Source organism: Sphaerisporangium perillae (assembly GCF_023276435.1).
Classification (GTDB): Bacteria; Actinomycetota; Actinomycetes; order Streptosporangiales; family Streptosporangiaceae; genus Sphaerisporangium; species Sphaerisporangium perillae.
In genome coordinates this window covers 11,882-29,705 of sequence record NZ_JALLPO010000007.1, presented here as the reverse complement: position 1 = coordinate 29,705, position 17,824 = coordinate 11,882, and the positions used below count along the sequence as shown (strand labels likewise).

Genomic DNA, 17,824 nt, shown 5'->3' with positions numbered 1-17,824 from the left:
CTGATACGGGTCGCGGTGGTTTCGGTACTCGCTTCAGATGCTGGTCAAGTGGAACGCACTTCGTTGATCACCGTGGCGAGGATGTCGATCCCCTCGGTGATAGTGCGCTCGTTGAGCGTGGCATAGCCGAAGATCAGGCCGCCGTTGCCCTCGGAGGAGATGCGGTAGGGCCTAAGGCCATAGACGCCAAGCCCCCGGCGGGCCGCGGCGTCCACCACCGTGGTCTCGTCGAGATCGGACGGCAGCCAAGTGACCAGGTGCAGGCCGGCGGCGACCCCGGCCGGGTCAAGGTCGGGCACTCGCTCGCGCAGGGCGTTCAGGAGCACGTCGCGGCGTCGTCGGTATACCGGCCGCATCCGTCGCAGGTGCCGGTCGAACTCTCCGCGGGACAGGAAGTCGGCGAACGCCAGCTGGTCAAGCACCGGTGAGCCGCGATCAGCGGCGATCTTGGCGGCGGCGACGTCGTCGACCAGGTGGGCGGGAACCACGAGCCAACCGAGCCGGAGCCCGGGCGCGAGGGTCTTGCTCGCAGTGCCCGCGTAGACGACGTGGTCCGGCGCCAGCCCTTGCATGGACCCGATCGGAGCGCGGTCATAGCGGTATTCCGCGTCATAGTCGTCCTCAATGACCAGCGCTCCCCGCCGTTTCGCCCAGCGGAGCACCGCGATCCGGGATCCGGCCGACAGCACGGCGCCGGTCGGCCATTGGTGTGACGGAGTGAGGATCACAGCGTCGGCGTCGGTCCGGTCGAGCACGTCGACACGGATGCCGTCGTGGTCGACCGGGACACCGACCACGTCGAGCCCGGCCGATACGGCGACCGGGCGGGCATCGTCGTCGGCGGAGGGGTCTTCGACGGCGAGCCGCTTCGCCCCGGACTTCGCAAGCACCTGGATGAGCAGAGCGATCCCTTGTGCGTACCCGTTACAGATCACGACGTTGTCGGGCTTGGCCGAGGTGCCTCGCACCCGGTTCAGGTAGTCGGCGAGTGCCTCGTGCAACTCCGGGACGCCGCGGCCGCTGAGGTAGCCGAACCGCTCGTTGGGGGCCTGGGTGAGCACTCTGTGCATCGAGCGCAGCCACGCGGCCCGGGGGAAGTGGGATACGTCGGCCCGCCCGTAGCCGAAGTCGATCCGCGGTGCCTGTGCCGGAACCGGCCTCGTCCGCGTCGGTGCGGACGCTGAGCCGACGGCGACCTGGGTGTATCCACCCGCCCGGCTGATCAGGTATCCCTCGGCGACGAGCTGCTGGTATGCCTCGACGACCACGCCGCGCGAGACCCCGAGGTCGGCGGCGATGGTTCGCGTGGGAGGCAGCGACGTACCGAGCCGCAGTCGTCCCGAGCGGATCCCGTCACGGATCGATGCCTCGATCTGCCGGTGCAACGGGACGCCGCTATCACGCCTCAGCTCGACGAGCAGGTCGCCCGCGAGACGAAAATTGGTCCTTGTTTCGCCCATTGAATCGGACCTTATCCTGTGTACCGATTCCTGTCAGGCTCACATCCATGACGACAGCGACGACGAACTGCACGCGTGGCCGGCTCGACGGTCAGTTGCTCGTGCCAGGCCGCGCGGGGTACGACGAGGCGCGCACGGTCTGGAATGCGATGGTCGACCGGCGACCGCGGATGATCATCCGCTGTGCAAGCGTCGGTGACGTGGTGACAGCGGTGCGCACCGCCCGGGAGCTTGATCTGGAGATCGGCGTGCGATGCGGTGGGCACAGCGCCCTCGGACTGGCCGTCCCTGATGACGGCCTCATGATCGACCTCACTCCGATGGGCGGGGTCCGGGTCGACCCGGTGCGGCGTCGGGCGTGGGTGCAGGGCGGCGCGCTGCTCGGAGCTCTGGACCGCGCGTCGCAGCAGCACGGCCTGGCGACGACCGCGGGCAACGTCTCCCACACCGGCGTCGGGGGACTGACCCTCGGCGGCGGGATGGGCTGGCTCGCCCGGCAGTACGGTCTGGCTTGTGACAACGTCGTCTCGTTCGAGATGGTGACCGCGGACGGCAACGTGGTCCGCACGAGCCGGACCGAGAATCCGGACCTGTTCTGGGGCCTTCGCGGCGGTGGCGGGAACTTCGGTGTCGTCACCGAGTTCGAGTTCCGGCTCCACCCCGTGGGAACCCTAGCGCTCGTTGCCGAGTACACGTTTCCGCTCGAGCGGGCGTTGCCGGTGCTTCGCACATGGCGGGACCTGAACGCCCAAGCGCCTCGGCAGGCCACCTTCACCGCCTCGGTCGAGCGTGGGGATCTGGTCACCGTCGGGTTCGTATGGGTCGGCGACCCGGAACAGGGCCGGCGGCTACTCCCGGCGATGCGTGCACTCGGGCGCCCGGTGACCGAGCGTGTGTTCGTGTCGTCCTACGTCGAGTTGCAGCGCAGAGACGACACCGTCGGGCGGCACGCGCTGCGCAGGTACTCCAAGGGGCACTACCTGCGGCAACTCCCCGACAAGGCGATCGAGGCGTTCCTGATGCGGGGGACCGTGGACGGCCACCGCGAGAACCTCCCGGGCGTCGGGCTTCAGGCCTACGGCGGGGCGATCAGCGATATAGCGGACCAGGACACGGCGTTCAGCCACCGGGACACGCTGTTCGAATGGGGAACCGGGGCCAGCTGGACCGACCCCGCCGAGGATCAGGCCCGCAAGGCCGCCGCCCGGCACTGCGCCGCGGCACTCGAACCGTTCGCCAGCGGCGTGTACGTCAACGCGCTCAGCGACGAAGGAGCCGAGGGTGTCCGCCGCGCCTACCCGCCCGGCAAGCTGGCCCGGCTGGTGGCGCTCAAGAACGCCTACGACCCGCACAATGTGTTCCACCTGAACCACAACATCCAGCCGGATCGTCCTTGACGACACCGTGGCACACTCGGAAACCCAACACTGCACGTCACAGCGCGACGACACACGCCCGTGCTCAGGGATTTGAACCCCGGATGGGCTGTAGACCCAAACCGCATCAGCAGCTCGGATCTTGCCCGTCCTGCTCAGTCCCACCTGGACCACTCGGCTCGGCGGTCATCTGGAACGAGGTTGGACGGCGCTGAATTGCAACTAGAAACTGAGACACCTTCATGGAGCCGCCCGAATAATTATTTTCCAGTGTTGCCGCCACGGAGCATGGTCAGGAAGGCATCGACCATGTTGTGCAACCCGCTGACGATGGTTTCGTCCGCCACCACCTGGCCGGTGCGGATGTGCGGGACGAGGAAGTCCTCCAGTTCCGGCTGGAGGTGGCCGAAATCGCGGACCAGGAAGCCCTCCAGGCGCAGGCGTTTGCCCACGATGTCGTAGAGGTTGCGCGGTGCGGCGGGCGGTGTCGCGCTGTTGTACTGCGCCACCGCCCCGCACCACGCGATCCTGCCGCGATCGCGTAGCGCGCCGATGGCGGCTTCGAGGTGCTCGCCGCCGACATTGTCGAGGTACACGTCGATGCCCTCCGGGACCGCTGCGGCGAGTTGGGCGGCCAAGTCGCCGGCACGATAGTCCAAGGCTGCGTCGAAGCCCAGGCTCTCGAGCAGGTGCTTTGCTTTGGCCGCCGACCCCGTGCTGCCGATCACCCGGCGTGCGCCGAGCAGCCGGGCGATCTGGCCGGCCGCGCTGCCCACCCCGCCTGCGGCAGCCGAGATGAACACGGTCTCGCCGGGTTGTAGGTGCGCGACGCGGGTCAGGCCGACGTAGGCAGACAGGCCGGTGCCGCCGAGCACGCTCAGATATGCGGTGAGCGGCACTCCCGGCAACTCGCGCAGGACACGTACCTCGCCGGGCACCACTACCGCGTGACTACGCCAGCCGTGCCGATGAAATACCAGGTCACCCACGGCGAGGGCGGGGTCGTGAGACTGGACCACCCGGCCGATCGACCGGCCTTCCATGGGCGCACCCAACTCGCCCTCCTCCATGACCTCGCGCATGTAAGGGTCGACGGACAGGTACAGATTCTCCACCAGCGCCTGGCCAGGCCCCGGTACCGGGGTCGGGACCTCGACATAGGCAAACTGGTCGGCGGTTGGCCACCCGTGGGGCCGCGCCAACTGATGTACAAGAACGGCCATGGCCCGAGCCAACCACCCGTGATGGGCCGCCGATAATGATTTAGCATTTGACTTAATGATCATATATCGCCTGGGTATCGACGACCTTGCCGACATGCGTTTCGCCTGCTCGCCGCTGCTCGAAACGGTCACCAGCCTGTGGGCGTTGCGCTGGCCGGAACGGCACGTGCTGCATCTGCCGTAGATTCGGCGGACCCGCGCGGCCCTGGCCTCGGCGGCCGCGGCCGACGTCGCCTTGCTGGACGCCCTGATCAGTCCGGAGCACGGCTGGCTGCCGGACTTCGTCACGCCCCGGCCGGACACCCCGCTACCGAGGATCGACGACGAGGTGCGCCAAGTCCGCGATACCGCGCCGGACAAGGCGATGGCCGACATCCGGTCCGTCTACGGTGGCCATCCGGTCCCGGCCGTTCTGTGCCAGGAGCCCGCAGTGATCGCGGGAACGCTCGAGCGATACTGGCGCCTGGCGATCGAGCCGCACTGGCCCCGGATGCGAGCCGTCCTCGAAGCCGACATGCTCTACCGGGCCCGGCTGCTGGCCCGGGACGGGGCGGCCGCGATGTTGACCGAACTGGATCATCGAGCCCGCTGGGTCGGCGGGGAACTGCAGTTATACGTCGGGCAGACCCTCGCGTACGACGCAGCCGTCGCCGGACGCGGCTTCTGGCTGGTCCCGGCGCTGTTCGTACCGCAGACCATCAGCCCGGTCGGTCCGGACGAGCCACCGACCGTGGTCTACCGGGCTCGCGGCGTCGGCACTCTCTGGGAGACCCTGCCATCCCGGCCACCGGAAGCGCTCGCCGAGCTGATCGGCCAGTCCCGGGCGAACCTGCTGGCAACCCTGGACGGGCCGATGTCGACCACGGAGCTCGCCCGACAACTCGGCGTCACCCCGAGCGCGGCGTCCCAGCAACTCAGGGTGCTGCTCAGGTCGGGCTTGCTGACCCGGTCCCGGGTCGGCCGAGTCGTGCTCTACGCGCGAACGGAGCTCGCGGACCTTCTGATGGACCCTGTCTGATGATCGGAAAGCCCAGTGCAGAACGGCACCTGGCCGAAGACCCTCTGCGGAGATCAAAAAGGCCCTTGCCCGAAATTCGGGAAAGGGCCTTTGAAGTGCGGAGGCTCGGGGATTTGAACCCCGGATGGGCTGTAGACCCAAACCGCATTAGCAGTGCGGCGCCATAGACCTGACTAGGCGAAGCCTCCTGAAAGCCTGACCGGCTTGATGACGGCCCGACTGGCTCAGCACAGAGTACCGGCCTTGATGCTGAGCGGCAAAGTGGAATCGTCGTGGCAGGCGAACATGTCGCGGAAGGGCTGGTACGTCCCAGGACCGGGGCGGGCTTGAGCGCCCGGTCTCGCCGTTCCGCAGCTCTTCGAGCCAGAGCCAGGTGGCGGGCGTCCTGGAATCTGGACCGGAGAGGCCGCGGCGTTAGGAGCCACGACCGCGGTCACGGGCGGAGGGGATGGGATCCGTGGAGCCAGGGCCGGGTGGGCCGGCCCTGGGTGTCCAGGGGGAGGAGGGGTTTCCACACACTCTGTCCACAGGCTGTGGACATAGTGTGCGCGCCACCCGGTGGTCAGGCGCGCCGGGTGGCCTCGCCCTCGATCTCGATCTTGATCTTCTTGCCGACGAGGACGCCACCGGTCTCCAGGGCGACGTTCCAGGTCAGGCCGAACTCCTCGCGCTCGATCTCGGTCTCGATCTCGTAGCCGAAGAGCTCCTGGCCCCAGGGGTTGGTGCCGGCGCCGCCGTACTCGACCTTGAGCGTGACCTCCTTGGTGACGTCACGGATGGTGAGGTCACCGGCGACGACCAGCTCGTCGCCGGAGTGGCTGACGACGCGGGTGCTCCGGAAGGTGATCTCCGGGAACTTCTCCACCGCGAGGAAGTCGTCGCTGCGCAGGTGGGTGTCGCGGTCCGCGCTGCCGGTGTCGATGCTGGCGGTCTTGATGGTGAGCTCGGCCGACGACTCGAGCGGGTTCTCCGCGATCGTGACGCTGCCGGAGAAGTCTCCGAAGCGACCGCGGACCTTGCTGACCATCATGTGCTTGGCGGAGAAGCCGATGCGAGTGTGCGAGGCATCCAGGTCAAAGGTGCCGGGCTCGGGGATCGTGATGCCTTCCCAGGTGCGTGTGCTCATGTTCCATCTCCCGTGGACTACTACTTGCTGTGCGGACGATTTCTGTAACAGATGTCTACAGGAGGAATATTCCGCTCGTCAACTAACGTCGTCTAGACTGTGGACGTGATTCCAACTGACGACCCCCGGCTCACCGCGATGGGCCTGATCTCCGAGGTCCACACCGGACTCGCGGCCAAGATGGCCCCCGCCTTCGCCGGGTCAGGGTTGTCGGAGGTCGATTTCGAGACGCTGATCCGCCTGGCCCGCTCGCCGGGGCGGCGCCTGCGCATGAGCGATCTGGCGGCCCAGACGTCGCTGTCCACCAGTGGAGTGACCCGGGTCGTGGACAGGCTGGAGCGCGAGGGCCTGGTCGAGCGGGTGGCGTGTCCCACCGACCGGCGCGCTTCCTTCGCGACGCTGACCGAGGCCGGCCTCACCCGGCTGGAGTCGGTCCTCCCTCAGCACCTGCAGGACATCGAGACCTGGTTCACGGGCTTGCTGCCCCCCGAGCGACTGGAGACGCTGCTCGACGCCCTGCGCGTCATCCGTGACGTCGTACGCCCGTGCGCCACCGCGGGCGCGACCGAACTGGACGACGTCAGCCCTCGGTGATCGTGAGCTCTCCCCGGGAGTGCATCTCGCGCAAGGTCCGTTTCGCGAACTTGCCGACGCTCGTCTTCGGCACGGCCTGGACGAACGCCCAGCGCTCCGGGAGCTGCCACCGCGCCACCTTCCCCGACAGGAACTCCCGGAGCTCCGCGACTCCGGTCGCGCCGTCGAGGGCCGTACCGCCGAGGGCGTCGCCGTCGAGCACCACGCACGCCAGCGGGCGCTCCCCCCAGCGTTCGTCCGGCACTCCGATGACAGCCGCCTCCACCACGGCGGGATGCCCCATCAAGGCGTTCTCGAGCTCCACCGACGAGATCCATTCCCCGCCGGACTTGATGACGTCCTTGGCCCGGTCGGTCAGCGTCACGTAGCCGCCGGCGTCCAGCCGTCCCACGTCCCCCGTGCGCAGCCAGCCGTCGTGGAACCGTGAGGGATCCTCCTCCAGGTGGTAGGACGAGGTGACCCAGGGCCCGCGCACCTCCAGCTCGCCCACCGAGACCCCGTCGGGCTCCAGCACGGTGTCGCCGGCGCCGACGATGCGGCCCTCCACTCCCGCGAGGAGCCTGCCCTGGGTGGCGCGCAGCTCCCAGGAGTCCCCATGGGCCACGGTGGCCAGTGGTGAGGTCTCGGTCATCCCCCACGCCTGCACAACGTGGACGCCGAACTCCTCCTCCAGCGAGCGCATCAGCGCCTCGGGCACGGCCGATCCGCCGCATGGCACGAGCCGCAGTGACGACAGGTCGGAACCGTGCTGCCGGGCATGCCGCAGCAGGTCGCCCCAGATCGTCGGGACCGCGCCCGAGACCGTCGGCCGTTCCTCCGCGATGACCCTCGCCAGGTGCTCGGCCTGGAGGAACCGGTCGGGCATGATCAGCGAGGCTCCGGCCATCAGCGCGGCGTACGGCAGGCCCCAGGCGTTGGCGTGGAACATCGGGACGATGGGCAGCACCCGGTCGCGGCTCGACAGCCCCATGGCGTTCGCCGTGCAGACGCTCATGGAGTGGAGGTAGGCGGACCGGTGGCTGTACACGACGCCCTTGGGGTTGCCGGTCGTGCCGCTGGTGTAGCACATGGCTGCGGCGGTGCGCTCGTCCAGTTCGGGCCAGTCGAAGTCGTCCGGGGCCTGGTCGAGGAGCGTGCGGTAGTCGTGCACGTCCTTGCCGGCCGACAACAGCGGCGCCGGGTCGGCGGCACCGGCGACGATCACGTGCCGCACCGTCTTCATCTCGGGCAGGATCGGGGCGAGCAGGGGGACGAGCGAGGCGTCCACGATGACGACGTCGTCCTCGGCGTGGCCGGCGATGTAGGCGATCTGCTCGGGGAACAGCCGGATGTTCAGCGTGTGCAGCACCGCCCCCATCGCGGGAACGGCCAGGTAGGCGGTGAGGTGCTCGGCGTTGTTCCAGCCGAACGTCGCGACCCTCTGGTCGCCGTCCACTCCGAGGCTCCGCAGGGCGCCGGCCAGCCGCGCCGCCTCGCCTGCCAGGGCGCGGTACGGCAGGCGCCGGTACCCGTCGCCGGTGTAGGTGACGACCTCGTGGTCACCGAACAGGCCGGTGCCATGCCGCATGATCGATGTGATCGTGAGGGGGTGATCGGGCATGGTGCTGCGCATCTGTGGCACCTCCGCTGGCCGAGCCCGGCCCGGCGCCGGTCCCGCGACCCTTTCCGAGTCTGGCCCGGTACCGCCCGCGAGACAAGCGCTCGTTCATAACTGCGGCTGCGGCTGTGGCCGCGTCTCCGGCCGCCGGGACTCGACGACGACCAGATCACCCCGGAGCTTCGCCATGGCCCGCGACACCGTGCTCTTCACCGTGCCGATGCTGATTCCGAGCGCTTTGGCGATCTCCGGCTCGGTCATGTCCTCGTAGTAGCGCAGGACGATCGCCGTACGCTGCCGGACGGGCAGCCGGTTGATCGCCTCCTCCAGCAGTTCGTGGATCTCTCCGGGGGTGGGGCGGTCCTTGTCCGGTGTCTCGGGCAGTTCCTCGGAGGGGTACTCCTCCAGCTTCCTGCGCCGCCACCAGGAGATGTTGATGTTCACCATGGCCCTGCGCACGTATCCGTCGAGCGAGGCGCGGTCGTTGATGCGGTCCCAGGCCAGGTAGGTCTTCGCCAGGGCGGCCTGGAGCAGGTCCTCGGCGTCGGCCGGCTGGCCTGTCAGCTGGTAGGCCATACGCAGCAGTGCCGGACCGCGGGCAACCACGTACTCGCGGAACTCCTCGTCTTTACCGCTCATGCGATCACCGCTGCCGTGACGAAGGACCATGATGGAACGGATCTCGACGTCAGAATCGCAGCCGGACGCCCTAATGCGGCTGATCCATCATCCAGGTTTCGTCCCGGCAACGGCAAAGATCGTTACAGCTCGGTGGCACGCTGGGGCGTCGACTAGTTCATCCTGGAGTGGGTAATTTGCTACGCACACCGATACGGGGGGAATTTCTCGCCCCGGAACATTCGATGATGACGACGATTCGTGTGACGCTAGTGAGCGACCGGGGAAACTCGCGGCGGCATTGGGGAGGGGCCGATGGGAGTCGAGCGCCGCTATGCGCTGGCGTCGGCCGCGCTCGGCCGGAGCGCCGTCCCACCGCAGGTCGAGGTGGAGGAGCATCCCACGCTGAGCGCGATCAGCGGCCAGATCATCGACATCAGCCCCCATCTCGTCATCGTCGAGAATCCGGACGGCGAGGAGGAACGGCTGATCATCGCGCCGTGGGCCACGGCCTGGCACGGCGCGCAGGTCGCCCCGGCCGACCTGCCCATCGGCACCCGCGTCATGATCCGTGCCCGGCAGTCCGGCCGCGTGGCCGAACGCATCTGGGGGGACGTCACCCGGGTCACCGGAGTCATCCTCTCCCTGGAGGAGGAACGCAGGGACCTGACGATCGAGGTCGACTGCGGCCCACACCGGGGCAGGCGCGCGATCGTCGTCCCCTACGGCGCCTCGGGGCGCATCCGCGTGCGGCATCCCCAGCTGGAACCCGGATACCTCTTCGACGCCATCGGCATCCGGCGCGAGGGCGTGACCCACGTGCGGCTGCCGGCGACCTCACAGCCTCCCTACCGGGCGACGGCCGTGCCCGCTCCCCCGCCCGCGTACCGGGGAGTCCAGTCGAGGATCTCCGGAGCCGCCGCCTGGTCGGACGCCTTCGACGACGGGGAGGCGGGGGCCGCGTACCCGATGCTTGAAGGCGCCGACTCCGACTGCGAGGACGCCGGGGTGTCGTGCACCGGCCTGCCCTACCTCGCGCTCGGTTCGATGCTCTATGTCGGGAACGTGTGCGAAGCCCACGCGGCGGTGCTGCCGATCGTCGCCTGCGGATGCATGGCGGGACGGTTCTGCGACCGGTGCGTGGAGTGCGGCACCTCGCCGCGCGGCCGGATCGTCGAGCTGTCACCGGCCTCCTTCGTGGAGCTCGGCGGGGAGCTCACCAAGGGATGCTTCAACGCCCGCGTCGGATTGGGATGACCGTGGAGACCTCGACACTCGCCACCGCCGCGCTCGCGATCCTTGTCCTGCTCCTGATCTTCGGTGGCGTCGCCAAGCTCGCGACCGCGGGACGCGACGCCGATCCCGGCGGGCTCTCCCGCCTCGGCCCCGGCGTCCTGGTACCCGAGCGCTGGCGCAAGCCATTCATGATCTTCTGCGCCGTGGGCGAGTTCGTGCTGGCGGCGGGACTGCTCTTCACGCGCCACCCGCTGCCGCGCTGGGGGACGATCGCCTTCTTCTCCGTGGCGACCTACGTGCTGTGGGAGCTGCGCAGGCGGCGACCGGACGTGGGCTGCGGCTGCTTCGGCGAGGCGAGCGGCTCGCCGGTGGGCCTGCGCTCGATCGGCCGGGCCGCCGTGCTGGCCGGGATGGCGGTGGTCGTCACGCTCGTCCCGGTCTCGGGGACGGACCTGTGGTCGGAGGCGTCCTTGAACCTGGCCGAGTCGCTCGGCGCCGGTCTCGCGCTCCTGGTGCTGCTGTCTCCGGAGATGGGCGAGGGGATCGCCCGGGTCAGGCATCGCGCACCCTGCGAGCAGCGGCCCGTGCCGGCGTCCAGAGCCCTCTCGCGCCTGCGGACGAGCACCGAGTGGCGGTCCCACGCGCCCTCGCTGACCTCCGAGGAGCCGTCGGACAGCTGGCGCGAGCTGTGCTGGCGGTTCTTCGTGTACCCCGGACGCACCGCCGCGGGAGCCGAGACGGAGGTGGTCTTCGCCGTGTACCTCAGCGGGCGCCGGCCTCCCGTACGGGTCGCCGTCGTCGGGACGGACGGCCCGGGAACGGGAAGCGACGACATTCTCCAGGAATCTATCGGCGTATCGGCTGGACGCTAGAAAGCCGTAGATTTCCAAATCGAACTCCGGCGCGCGTGGCGGCCCCGCCAGGTCGGTCGCCACGCTGCCGCGCGTCATGAATTCAACTCTCTACGGCTCTCTAGCTTCCCCTCTAGAAAGCCGTAGAGAGGTCAATGGGAGCACAGGGGCACTGGGCTCGGCTCTGGTGGGCTCCGGCGTGGCTACAGCGGCTGCGCCCGGAGGAACTTGCCGAAGTGCGGCACGGTGAAGGCGATCAGGCCGCGCTCGGCGCTGAAGATGAGTCCCTTCTTGATGAGGCTGTCACGGGCCGGCGAGAGGCTCGACGGCTTGCGCCCGAGCAGCTCGGCGACGTCGGCGGTCGGCACGGGCTCGTCTCCGACGGAGGCCATGGCGTGCATGTAGTCGCGCTCTGCCGGGGTCGCCCGCTCGTAGCGGCTGCCGAAGAAGCCGACCGCGAGCTCCTCCTCCGCCTCGGGAGCGGCGACCCTGATGTCGTCGGCCGTGATGGGGCTCTTGGGCGCGAGATCCCACGCGACCTTGCCGTAGGCCTGGACGAAGTAGGGGTAGCCGTCGGCCGCCTCGTAGAGGGCGTCGAGCGCCTCGGAGGTGAACTCGACCTCCTCCCGCTCGGCCGGGGCGATGAGGGCGAGGTCGGCCGCCTCCCGGTCGAGCCGGTCGATGCGCGCGTAACGGAACAGGCGCTCGGAATAGCTCTTGCTGGCGCTGAGCACGCCGGGAAGGTGGGGCAGGCCGGCGCCCACCACGATCAGCGGGCCGCCGCTCTGCGACAGCTCGTGGCAGGCGGCGCACAGGGCCGAGATGTCGGGCGTCTGCACGTCCTGCATCTCGTCGATGAACAGGGCCACGCCGACCCCGAGGTCGGTCGCCACCGAGGCGGCGTCGACGAAGAGCTCGGTCAGGTCGATCTCGAGGTCGCCCGAGTCGGCCCGGCCCCTGCCCGCCGGGACGTCGATGGCGGGCGACCAGTGCGAGGTGCCCTTCGCCGCCCCGGGATCGCGCATGGCGAACGCCTTGAGCACCCCGAGGAACTCCTCGATGCGCTCGGGGGCACGGTGGCGCGGGGCCAGCTCGCGGATCGCCATGTGGAGGGCGGCGGCGACCGGACGGCGGATCGACTGCTCGGGGCGGGCCTCGATCTTGCCGGTGCCCCAGAGCCGCTGCATCGCCATGGACTTGAAGGTGTTGAGCAGCACGGTCTTACCGACACCGCGCAGCCCGGTGAGGACCATGCTGCGCTCGGGACGGCCACGGGCCACCCGTTCGAGCACGACCTCGAACTGTTGCAGCTCACGATCACGCCCGGCGAGCTCCGGTGGGCGCTGCCCAGCACCGGGGGCGTAGGGGTTGCGCACGGGGTCCACGCTCTCGGACTTTATGACCGGATATAGAGGCCGTCCTAGATTTCCGTAGAAAGGGCTACGGCGTGTCGCGGATCGGCGCGGGGCCGAGGGGCGCGAAGACGCCTGCCGGGCGGGGGGCGAGAGCAAGACCACGGCACACCACCCTTCACCTGGACCTCTCGGCCCGAACCCGTGTTCGATCCGATGCCCAAGACTGTAGCGTCTCCTCGAACACGTGCGCGAGGTCTTTCGAGTAAAACGTGCGGCACGGGTCGCACACGGCAGGCCCCACCGGCATCGCGGCCTCCATAACAATCACGTCACGAGCTCGGTCAGGATGGCCTTACTCTGGCGTATGCCCGAAGTACCTAAGCGCCGCCTGGGCCTGCTGGTCCTGGCCTGCGTGTCGGCCACCGTCACCGCATGCGGCGGCACCGGCTCCGGTGTCCTCGCCGAACCCGCGCCCGCCTCCGGCTCCTCGACGCCGTCCGCGGCGGGCTCGCCGTCGGACGCCGGTTCCGGCCAGGCGACGCCGTCCGCCTCCTCGCCCGAGACGCCGACCCAGGCCGCTTCGCCCACCGGGCCGCCGGCCTTCTCCTCGAAGGTCTCGAAGGTCTCCGCCGGGCAGCTCAGCCACTCCTGGCGTCCCGGATGCCCGGTGTCCCCCGACGGCCTGCGGAAGGTCACCATGACCTACTGGGGCTTCGACAAGAAGGCCCACACCGGGGACCTGATCGTGAGCAGCGCGGTCACCGACGACGTGGTCGCGGTGTTCGGGCAGCTGTACGAGTGGCGCTTCCCGATCGCGCGGATGGAGCCGGTCGACGTCTACAAGGGCAGTGACTCCGACTCCATCGACGCCGCCAACACCTCGGCCTTCAACTGCCGCAGGGCGACCGGCTCCAGCAACTGGTCCAAGCACTCGTACGGCAAGGCGATCGACCTCAACCCGCGGGAGAACCCGTGGGTCGAGCCCGACGGTTCGGTCTCCCACGACAACGCGAAGCCGTTCGCCACCCGGCCGCTGCGCAAGCCCGGCGTGATCAACCCGGACGACCGCGTGGTCAGGCTGTTCGAGAAGTACGGCTGGGAGTGGGGCGGGTACTTCAACGGCGCGAAGGACTACCAGCACTTCTCCAAGGGCGGCGGCTGACGTCCGCGCGGTGCCGCACGCCCGGGCCATCGCCCGAAGCCGTGGGCGGCCCGCCCGGCCGGAGCGGGATCGCCGCCTGGAATCGGATTAGCCGCCTCTAGGAGGGCTTTGCCCGATATGATCCCTGGCCGTGACGACTCCGGAGCCCTCCCCCGGACGGACGGAGTCACGCCGGGGACCTCTGCGGCCGTGGATCGCCATCACCGCCGTTGTGTTCACGCTGGCCACGGTCCTCGCGCTGGCCTGGCCGGCCGGCGGCCTGCGGGAGGCGAAGCCGGACATCCCCCATCGCCGGCTGGGTGAGACCACTACCGGCCACCGTTTCGCGATAAATCCCCACAAGGTGTCTTACGCCACCAAAGACCCCGCTCCCGCGTACGGCGACGCCAAGGACGGCCGCTTCCTGACGATCGAGTTCGAGGTCGAGAACGTCAGCGACCAGACCGCGACCGTCAACGACCTCGCGTTCCGCCTGTACCTCGCGGTCTCGCCCGGGAGCACGGTGATCGACAGGTTCAAGGACAAGACCGCCGGTTTCGTGATCCGTGACGGCCGGTACGACCGCGAGCAGCTCCAGCCGGGCCTCCCCGAACGGGTGATGATCGTCTACACCGTCCCGGCGGGACGTCCCGACCCCACCAGCCTCACGCTCTCCTTCGAGGACCAGGAGTACACCTCGGGCTTCCAGTCGGAGCTCTCCGAGTGGTACCCGGGCGACATGCTCGCGATCTACGACCTCGAGGTGGGCCGGTGAGGCGGGCCATCGTGGGACTGCTCACCGGCGCGTTGCTGCTGGCCGGCATCGTCGGGGTGCGCCGGGCCACCCCTGGCGTCGATGAGGTGTACGCGCCCATCGCGCGGCCGGGCGAGGTGGGCGAGCAGGTGAACACCACCGCCTTCCAGATCCGCGTGGACCGCGTCCAGGTCGGCAGGACGGTGCGCATCTCCGACGGCTACGGCCTGGTCGGCCCCCCGAAGACCACCGCGGGGGTCTGGGTGGTCGTCTCGGCCACCGTCGCCGCGACCACCGGCGCCCTCCAGGTGCAGGGGGCGAGACTGCGCACGGCCGACGGCGCGGAGTACCTGGCGAGCTCCATCTCCGGCACGCTGGACAAGACCGATCTGCAGCCCGGCATTCCGGCGTACGGCCCCATTCTGTTCGAGATCCCCCCGGGCAGGCTCGCGGGCGCGGTCCTCAGCGTCACGACGCACGCCGTCAAGGCCCTCGACCATCTCGGCCCCGCGGCCGACATCGACCTCGGCCTCTCCGGCGTCTACGCCAAGAGACTGGTCGACCACGCTCCTCAATCCCTGACGGTCGGGAAGGTGCGCGAGCTGTGAGCTGGAGGAAGAACCTCGGGTACGGCCTGGGCCTGCTCGTGCTGGTCCCCGCGGTGATCGCCGCGAAGGTGCTGCCCTGGCAGGAGAAATACCAGACCCTCACGGGGAAGGGTGGGCGCGAGGCCGTGGCGGCCCACGGGCAGCCCGCCCGGCTCAACGGCATGGAGTGGCGTCTCAAGAGCATCACCGAAGGCAAGCCGCCACAGGAGTTCGCCAGGCCGCTGCCACCCCGTACGAAGATCGCCATCGTGCTGACCTCGGTCAAGCCGCTGACCGAGCAGGCGAGCAAGTGGTTCGGCGCCACCACCGGCTCCACCTGCAAGTTCACCCTCACCGACGCGGCGGGGCGGACGTGGGCGCCGTCGTTCCGCACCGATCTGGCCCCCAAGTCGGGCTACGCGGCCTCGTGTTTCGCCCTCGACGCCGACTACAAGCCCGCCCCGCTGCCCGTCGGCAAGGAGCTGACGACCCAGACGGTGTTCGTCGTGCCCGCCGACGCGTTCACGAGCCTGCGGGTCGAGGTGCGGCTGACCCCGGACCCGGGAACGGTGCGGCTGGCGCGGTAGGCGGCGCGGACGGCACGGGCCGTCCCGAGGGCGGCGCCTCCGGGCCTTCCGGGGAGGATCGCCGCGCCGCGCCGGCCGCCCGCGCCGAGGCCCTGCGCAGGGCGAGGTCGAAGGCGACGGCGAGCAGGCACACGCGCAGCACCTCGTGGAGCAGGTCGACGGGGAAGCCGACGGCGCCCTCCCACATCTGCCACCACAGGATCTCGTGCGGCCCGACGAGCCTGGTCAGGCCGATGAAGCCGGCGGACGCCAGCGCCTCCAGCGCGACATAGACCAGGCAGAACGTCAGGTAGAACACGCCCCCGCCGCCGAGGACGAACCGGAAGCCGTTCACCAGAGGGATGTACTTGTCGCGGATCCCCCGGGAGAAGAACTCGGCCACCGCCTGGAGGGGCGTGGGGAGCCGCTGCCAGAGCCGGGAGGCGTGCGGCTCGACGCGGGTGCCCTCGATGACCTTGGCGTCCTCGGTGATCGATGAGCTGTAGACGACGGCCGCCATGGCGAGCCAGACCAGCGGCTGCACGAGGCCGTCCTTGAGCTCGGGCATGTAGGGGGACACGACCTCCCAGCCCTGCTTCAGGTTCTGGAGCGCGGGCACCCGGTCGAACAGGCCCATGAAGTCCGCCCAGATCACCCGGCCGGTCAGCCAGTCGGTGCCCTGGCCGATCCAGTTGCCCAGCGAGATGATGCCGAAGAACATCCACATGCACTCGAACGTGCTGTTGGCCACGCCGAGGACGCGGCTCCCCGTGGACTGGTACAGCCGCTCGCACACCACCTTCACCGCGAAGACCGACGCGGTGATGATCACGATCAGGACGTTGACGTTGAACAGGTTGAGCAGCAGGTCGATGGAGCCGAGGTCGACCCCCGGGTGAAGCTCGTTCGACAGCCTCTGGAAGGCGCTGAGGTCTGCCGTGAAGAGCCCCCACGCACTGTAGAAGATCAGGAACGGCAGCAGCGTGTGCGCGATCGCGTCGACCATGGTGCGCTCGCGCTCGTCGAGCGTCGGGGCCTCGAGGTCACGCGAGCCGAGAGCCCGGCCGGCCGTGTTCAGCATGGCGATGTACGCGGCCAGCGTGACCAGCACCCCGAAGCTCAGCACGCCGAACCCCAGGTAGGCGTGCCAGCCCTTGGGCGCGGCCAGGTGGACCGCGAGGAGGATGACACCCCCGTGGACGAGCACGCCCAAGGTGTAGAAGAACGCCAGAGGCAGGAAGAGGCGCCCCGCGAGACGGAAGGTGTCGAAGGGCAGCCGGACCGGGGAGAGTGAACCGTCCATCGCCGTTGGATGCTAGCGAACCGGACGGTTCGATCAGGGCGATTGAGGCAGGATAGAGATATGGCGGCGAGGGACGGCGACGGGTGGGCGCTGTGCGGGCGCGGTCACCGGCACTGGGGGCTGCACGGCGCGTCCGGACTGCTGGCCGTGCACTACGACACCGGCGGCACACCGCACGTCCTGCTTCAGAAGCGCTCCTGGTGGAGTCACCACGGCGGTACGTGGGGCCTGCCGGGCGGGGCGCTCGACAGCCACGAGGACGCCGTGACCGGCGCGATGCGCGAGGCCCTGGAGGAGGCCGCCCTGCGGAGCGACCTCCTGCGCGTCCTCGGCGTCTACCTCGACGACCACGGCGGCTGGTCGTTCCAGACGGTGATCGCCGAGGCGGACGCCCTCCTGCCCGCCGCGCCGGCCAACGACGAGAGCACCGACATGCGGTGGCTGCCCGCGGACGAGATCGGCGGCGAGACGCTGCATCCCGGCTTCGCCGAGACCTGGCCTGCGATCAGGTCCGCCCTGCCGCCGTCCGTGGTGGTGCTGGACGCCGCCAACATCGTCGGCGCGCGCGCCGAGCACGGCTGGTGGCGCGACCGGGCCGGTGCGGCGCGACGTCTGCTGGAGGACGTCGAGGACCTCGCCGCGCGCGGCCTGCGCCCACCCGAGGGGTTCCCCGCTCCGGTGAAGTGGTTCCCCCGCATCATCATGGTCGTCGAGGGGGCGGCCAAGGGCATCAGGTCGGACGGCGCGGTGTCCGTGGTGGACGCGCCGGGCAGCGGCGACGACGCGATCGTCGCGACGGTCGCCGAGATCCGCAGGAGCAGGCCCTGGGAACAGGTGCTGGTCGTCACCGCCGACCGGGAGCTGCGCCGGCGGGTCAAGGAGCTGGGCGCCGAGGTCACCGGTCCCAGTTGGCTACTCGGGCAACTCGGGCGGGTGTAGCGTCATGACGTCGAAGTGACATCTACGCGGACTTTCGTCCGCAAATCCCTCGATATTCAGAAATATCTTTCAGATCATTG

At 69.4% G+C, this 17,824-nt stretch carries 18 protein-coding genes and 1 tRNA gene; 11 read left to right on the top strand and 8 right to left on the bottom strand.

Annotated features, from left to right (window positions below; translation table 11 throughout):
* Positions 1-44: 44 nt before the first annotated feature.
* Positions 45-1,460 carry a MocR-like pyridoxine biosynthesis transcription factor PdxR gene (pdxR, locus tag MYF83_RS08420; RefSeq protein ID WP_248959658.1) on the bottom strand — a complete coding sequence of 472 codons (1,416 nt, stop codon included), beginning with the start codon at positions 1,458-1,460 and terminating at the stop codon, positions 45-47.
* 47 nt (positions 1,461-1,507) lie between these two features.
* Between pdxR and MYF83_RS08415 the strand changes: the two genes are divergently transcribed.
* Positions 1,508-2,857: an FAD-binding oxidoreductase gene (locus tag MYF83_RS08415; protein ID WP_248959657.1), complete on the top strand. Its 1,350-nt coding sequence runs from the start codon at positions 1,508-1,510 to the stop codon at positions 2,855-2,857.
* A gap of 239 nt (positions 2,858-3,096) precedes the next feature.
* Here the strand turns inward: MYF83_RS08415 and MYF83_RS08410 are convergent, their stop codons facing one another.
* Positions 3,097-4,059, bottom strand: coding sequence for an NADP-dependent oxidoreductase (locus MYF83_RS08410; protein ID WP_248959656.1), 963 nt, complete (start codon positions 4,057-4,059; stop codon positions 3,097-3,099).
* A gap of 55 nt (positions 4,060-4,114) precedes the next feature.
* On the opposite strand from MYF83_RS08410, the gene MYF83_RS42495 reads away from it, so the two are divergent.
* Positions 4,115-4,243: a hypothetical protein gene (locus tag MYF83_RS42495; RefSeq protein ID WP_279339288.1), complete on the top strand. Its 129-nt coding sequence runs from the start codon at positions 4,115-4,117 to the stop codon at positions 4,241-4,243.
* 51 nt (positions 4,244-4,294) lie between these two features.
* On the top strand, positions 4,295-5,077 hold the full coding sequence (locus tag MYF83_RS08405; RefSeq protein WP_248959655.1) for an ArsR/SmtB family transcription factor: 783 nt from the start codon (positions 4,295-4,297) through the stop codon (positions 5,075-5,077).
* 98 nt (positions 5,078-5,175) lie between these two features.
* Here the strand turns inward: MYF83_RS08405 and MYF83_RS08400 are convergent.
* Together MYF83_RS08400 and MYF83_RS08395 are read right to left on the bottom strand one after the other, a co-directional pair.
* Positions 5,176-5,265: transfer RNA gene (locus MYF83_RS08400), tRNA-Ser, on the bottom strand.
* A 374-nt stretch (positions 5,266-5,639) separates the two neighbouring features.
* The gene (locus MYF83_RS08395) at positions 5,640-6,203 is read right to left on the bottom strand and encodes a YceI family protein (protein WP_248959654.1); all 564 of its coding nucleotides are present in this window, start codon (positions 6,201-6,203) and stop codon (positions 5,640-5,642) included.
* Positions 6,204-6,308: 105 nt separating this feature from the next.
* Between MYF83_RS08395 and MYF83_RS08390 the strand changes: the two genes are divergently transcribed.
* Positions 6,309-6,797 (top strand): MarR family winged helix-turn-helix transcriptional regulator, encoded by a 489-nt coding sequence (locus tag MYF83_RS08390; protein WP_248959653.1) that lies wholly within the window; start codon positions 6,309-6,311, stop codon positions 6,795-6,797.
* Here the strand turns inward: MYF83_RS08390 and MYF83_RS08385 are convergent.
* Together MYF83_RS08385 and MYF83_RS08380 are read right to left on the bottom strand one after the other, a co-directional pair.
* Positions 6,784-8,409: a fatty acid--CoA ligase gene (locus MYF83_RS08385; RefSeq protein WP_248959652.1), complete on the bottom strand. Its 1,626-nt coding sequence runs from the start codon at positions 8,407-8,409 to the stop codon at positions 6,784-6,786. The genes MYF83_RS08390 and MYF83_RS08385 overlap by 14 nt on opposite strands.
* 93 nt (positions 8,410-8,502) lie before the next feature.
* Positions 8,503-9,033: a SigE family RNA polymerase sigma factor gene (locus tag MYF83_RS08380; RefSeq protein WP_248959651.1), complete on the bottom strand. Its 531-nt coding sequence runs from the start codon at positions 9,031-9,033 to the stop codon at positions 8,503-8,505.
* A gap of 294 nt (positions 9,034-9,327) precedes the next feature.
* Between MYF83_RS08380 and MYF83_RS08375 the strand changes: the two genes are divergently transcribed.
* Positions 9,328-10,269, top strand: a complete 942-nt coding sequence (locus tag MYF83_RS08375; RefSeq protein WP_248959650.1) for a hypothetical protein — start codon at positions 9,328-9,330, stop codon at positions 10,267-10,269.
* Between the two features lie 2 nt (positions 10,270-10,271).
* Positions 10,272-11,120: a MauE/DoxX family redox-associated membrane protein gene (locus tag MYF83_RS08370; RefSeq protein WP_248959649.1), complete on the top strand. Its 849-nt coding sequence runs from the start codon at positions 10,272-10,274 to the stop codon at positions 11,118-11,120.
* A gap of 182 nt (positions 11,121-11,302) precedes the next feature.
* On the opposite strand, the gene MYF83_RS08365 is transcribed toward MYF83_RS08370, so the two are convergent.
* Complete coding sequence (locus MYF83_RS08365; RefSeq protein WP_248959648.1) at positions 11,303-12,484, bottom strand: ATP-binding protein; 1,182 nt, start codon at positions 12,482-12,484, stop codon at positions 11,303-11,305.
* 334 nt (positions 12,485-12,818) lie between these two features.
* On the opposite strand from MYF83_RS08365, the gene MYF83_RS08360 reads away from it, so the two are divergent.
* The 4 genes from MYF83_RS08360 (at position 12,819) to MYF83_RS08345 (ending at position 15,523) form a co-directional block, all read left to right on the top strand.
* A complete protein-coding gene (locus tag MYF83_RS08360; protein WP_248959647.1) occupies positions 12,819-13,616 on the top strand; it encodes a M15 family metallopeptidase in 798 nt (265 codons plus the stop codon).
* Between the two features lie 130 nt (positions 13,617-13,746).
* Positions 13,747-14,370 (top strand): DUF4352 domain-containing protein, encoded by a 624-nt coding sequence (locus tag MYF83_RS08355; protein ID WP_248959646.1) that lies wholly within the window; start codon positions 13,747-13,749, stop codon positions 14,368-14,370.
* Positions 14,367-14,957: a hypothetical protein gene (locus MYF83_RS08350; RefSeq protein WP_248959645.1), complete on the top strand. Its 591-nt coding sequence runs from the start codon at positions 14,367-14,369 to the stop codon at positions 14,955-14,957. The genes MYF83_RS08355 and MYF83_RS08350 overlap by 4 nt, the downstream gene beginning before the upstream one ends.
* Positions 14,954-15,523, top strand: coding sequence for a hypothetical protein (locus MYF83_RS08345; protein ID WP_248959644.1), 570 nt, complete (start codon positions 14,954-14,956; stop codon positions 15,521-15,523). Before MYF83_RS08350 ends, MYF83_RS08345 begins: the two co-directional genes overlap by 4 nt.
* Here MYF83_RS08345 and MYF83_RS08340 read toward each other — a convergent pair.
* Positions 15,459-16,805: a hypothetical protein gene (locus tag MYF83_RS08340; protein ID WP_248959643.1), complete on the bottom strand. Its 1,347-nt coding sequence runs from the start codon at positions 16,803-16,805 to the stop codon at positions 15,459-15,461. The two genes, MYF83_RS08345 and MYF83_RS08340, sit on opposite strands and share 65 nt — an antisense overlap.
* A gap of 60 nt (positions 16,806-16,865) precedes the next feature.
* On the opposite strand from MYF83_RS08340, the gene MYF83_RS08335 reads away from it, so the two are divergent.
* Complete coding sequence (locus MYF83_RS08335) at positions 16,866-17,744, top strand: NUDIX hydrolase (protein WP_248959642.1); 879 nt, start codon at positions 16,866-16,868, stop codon at positions 17,742-17,744.
* Positions 17,745-17,824 lie beyond the last annotated feature (80 nt).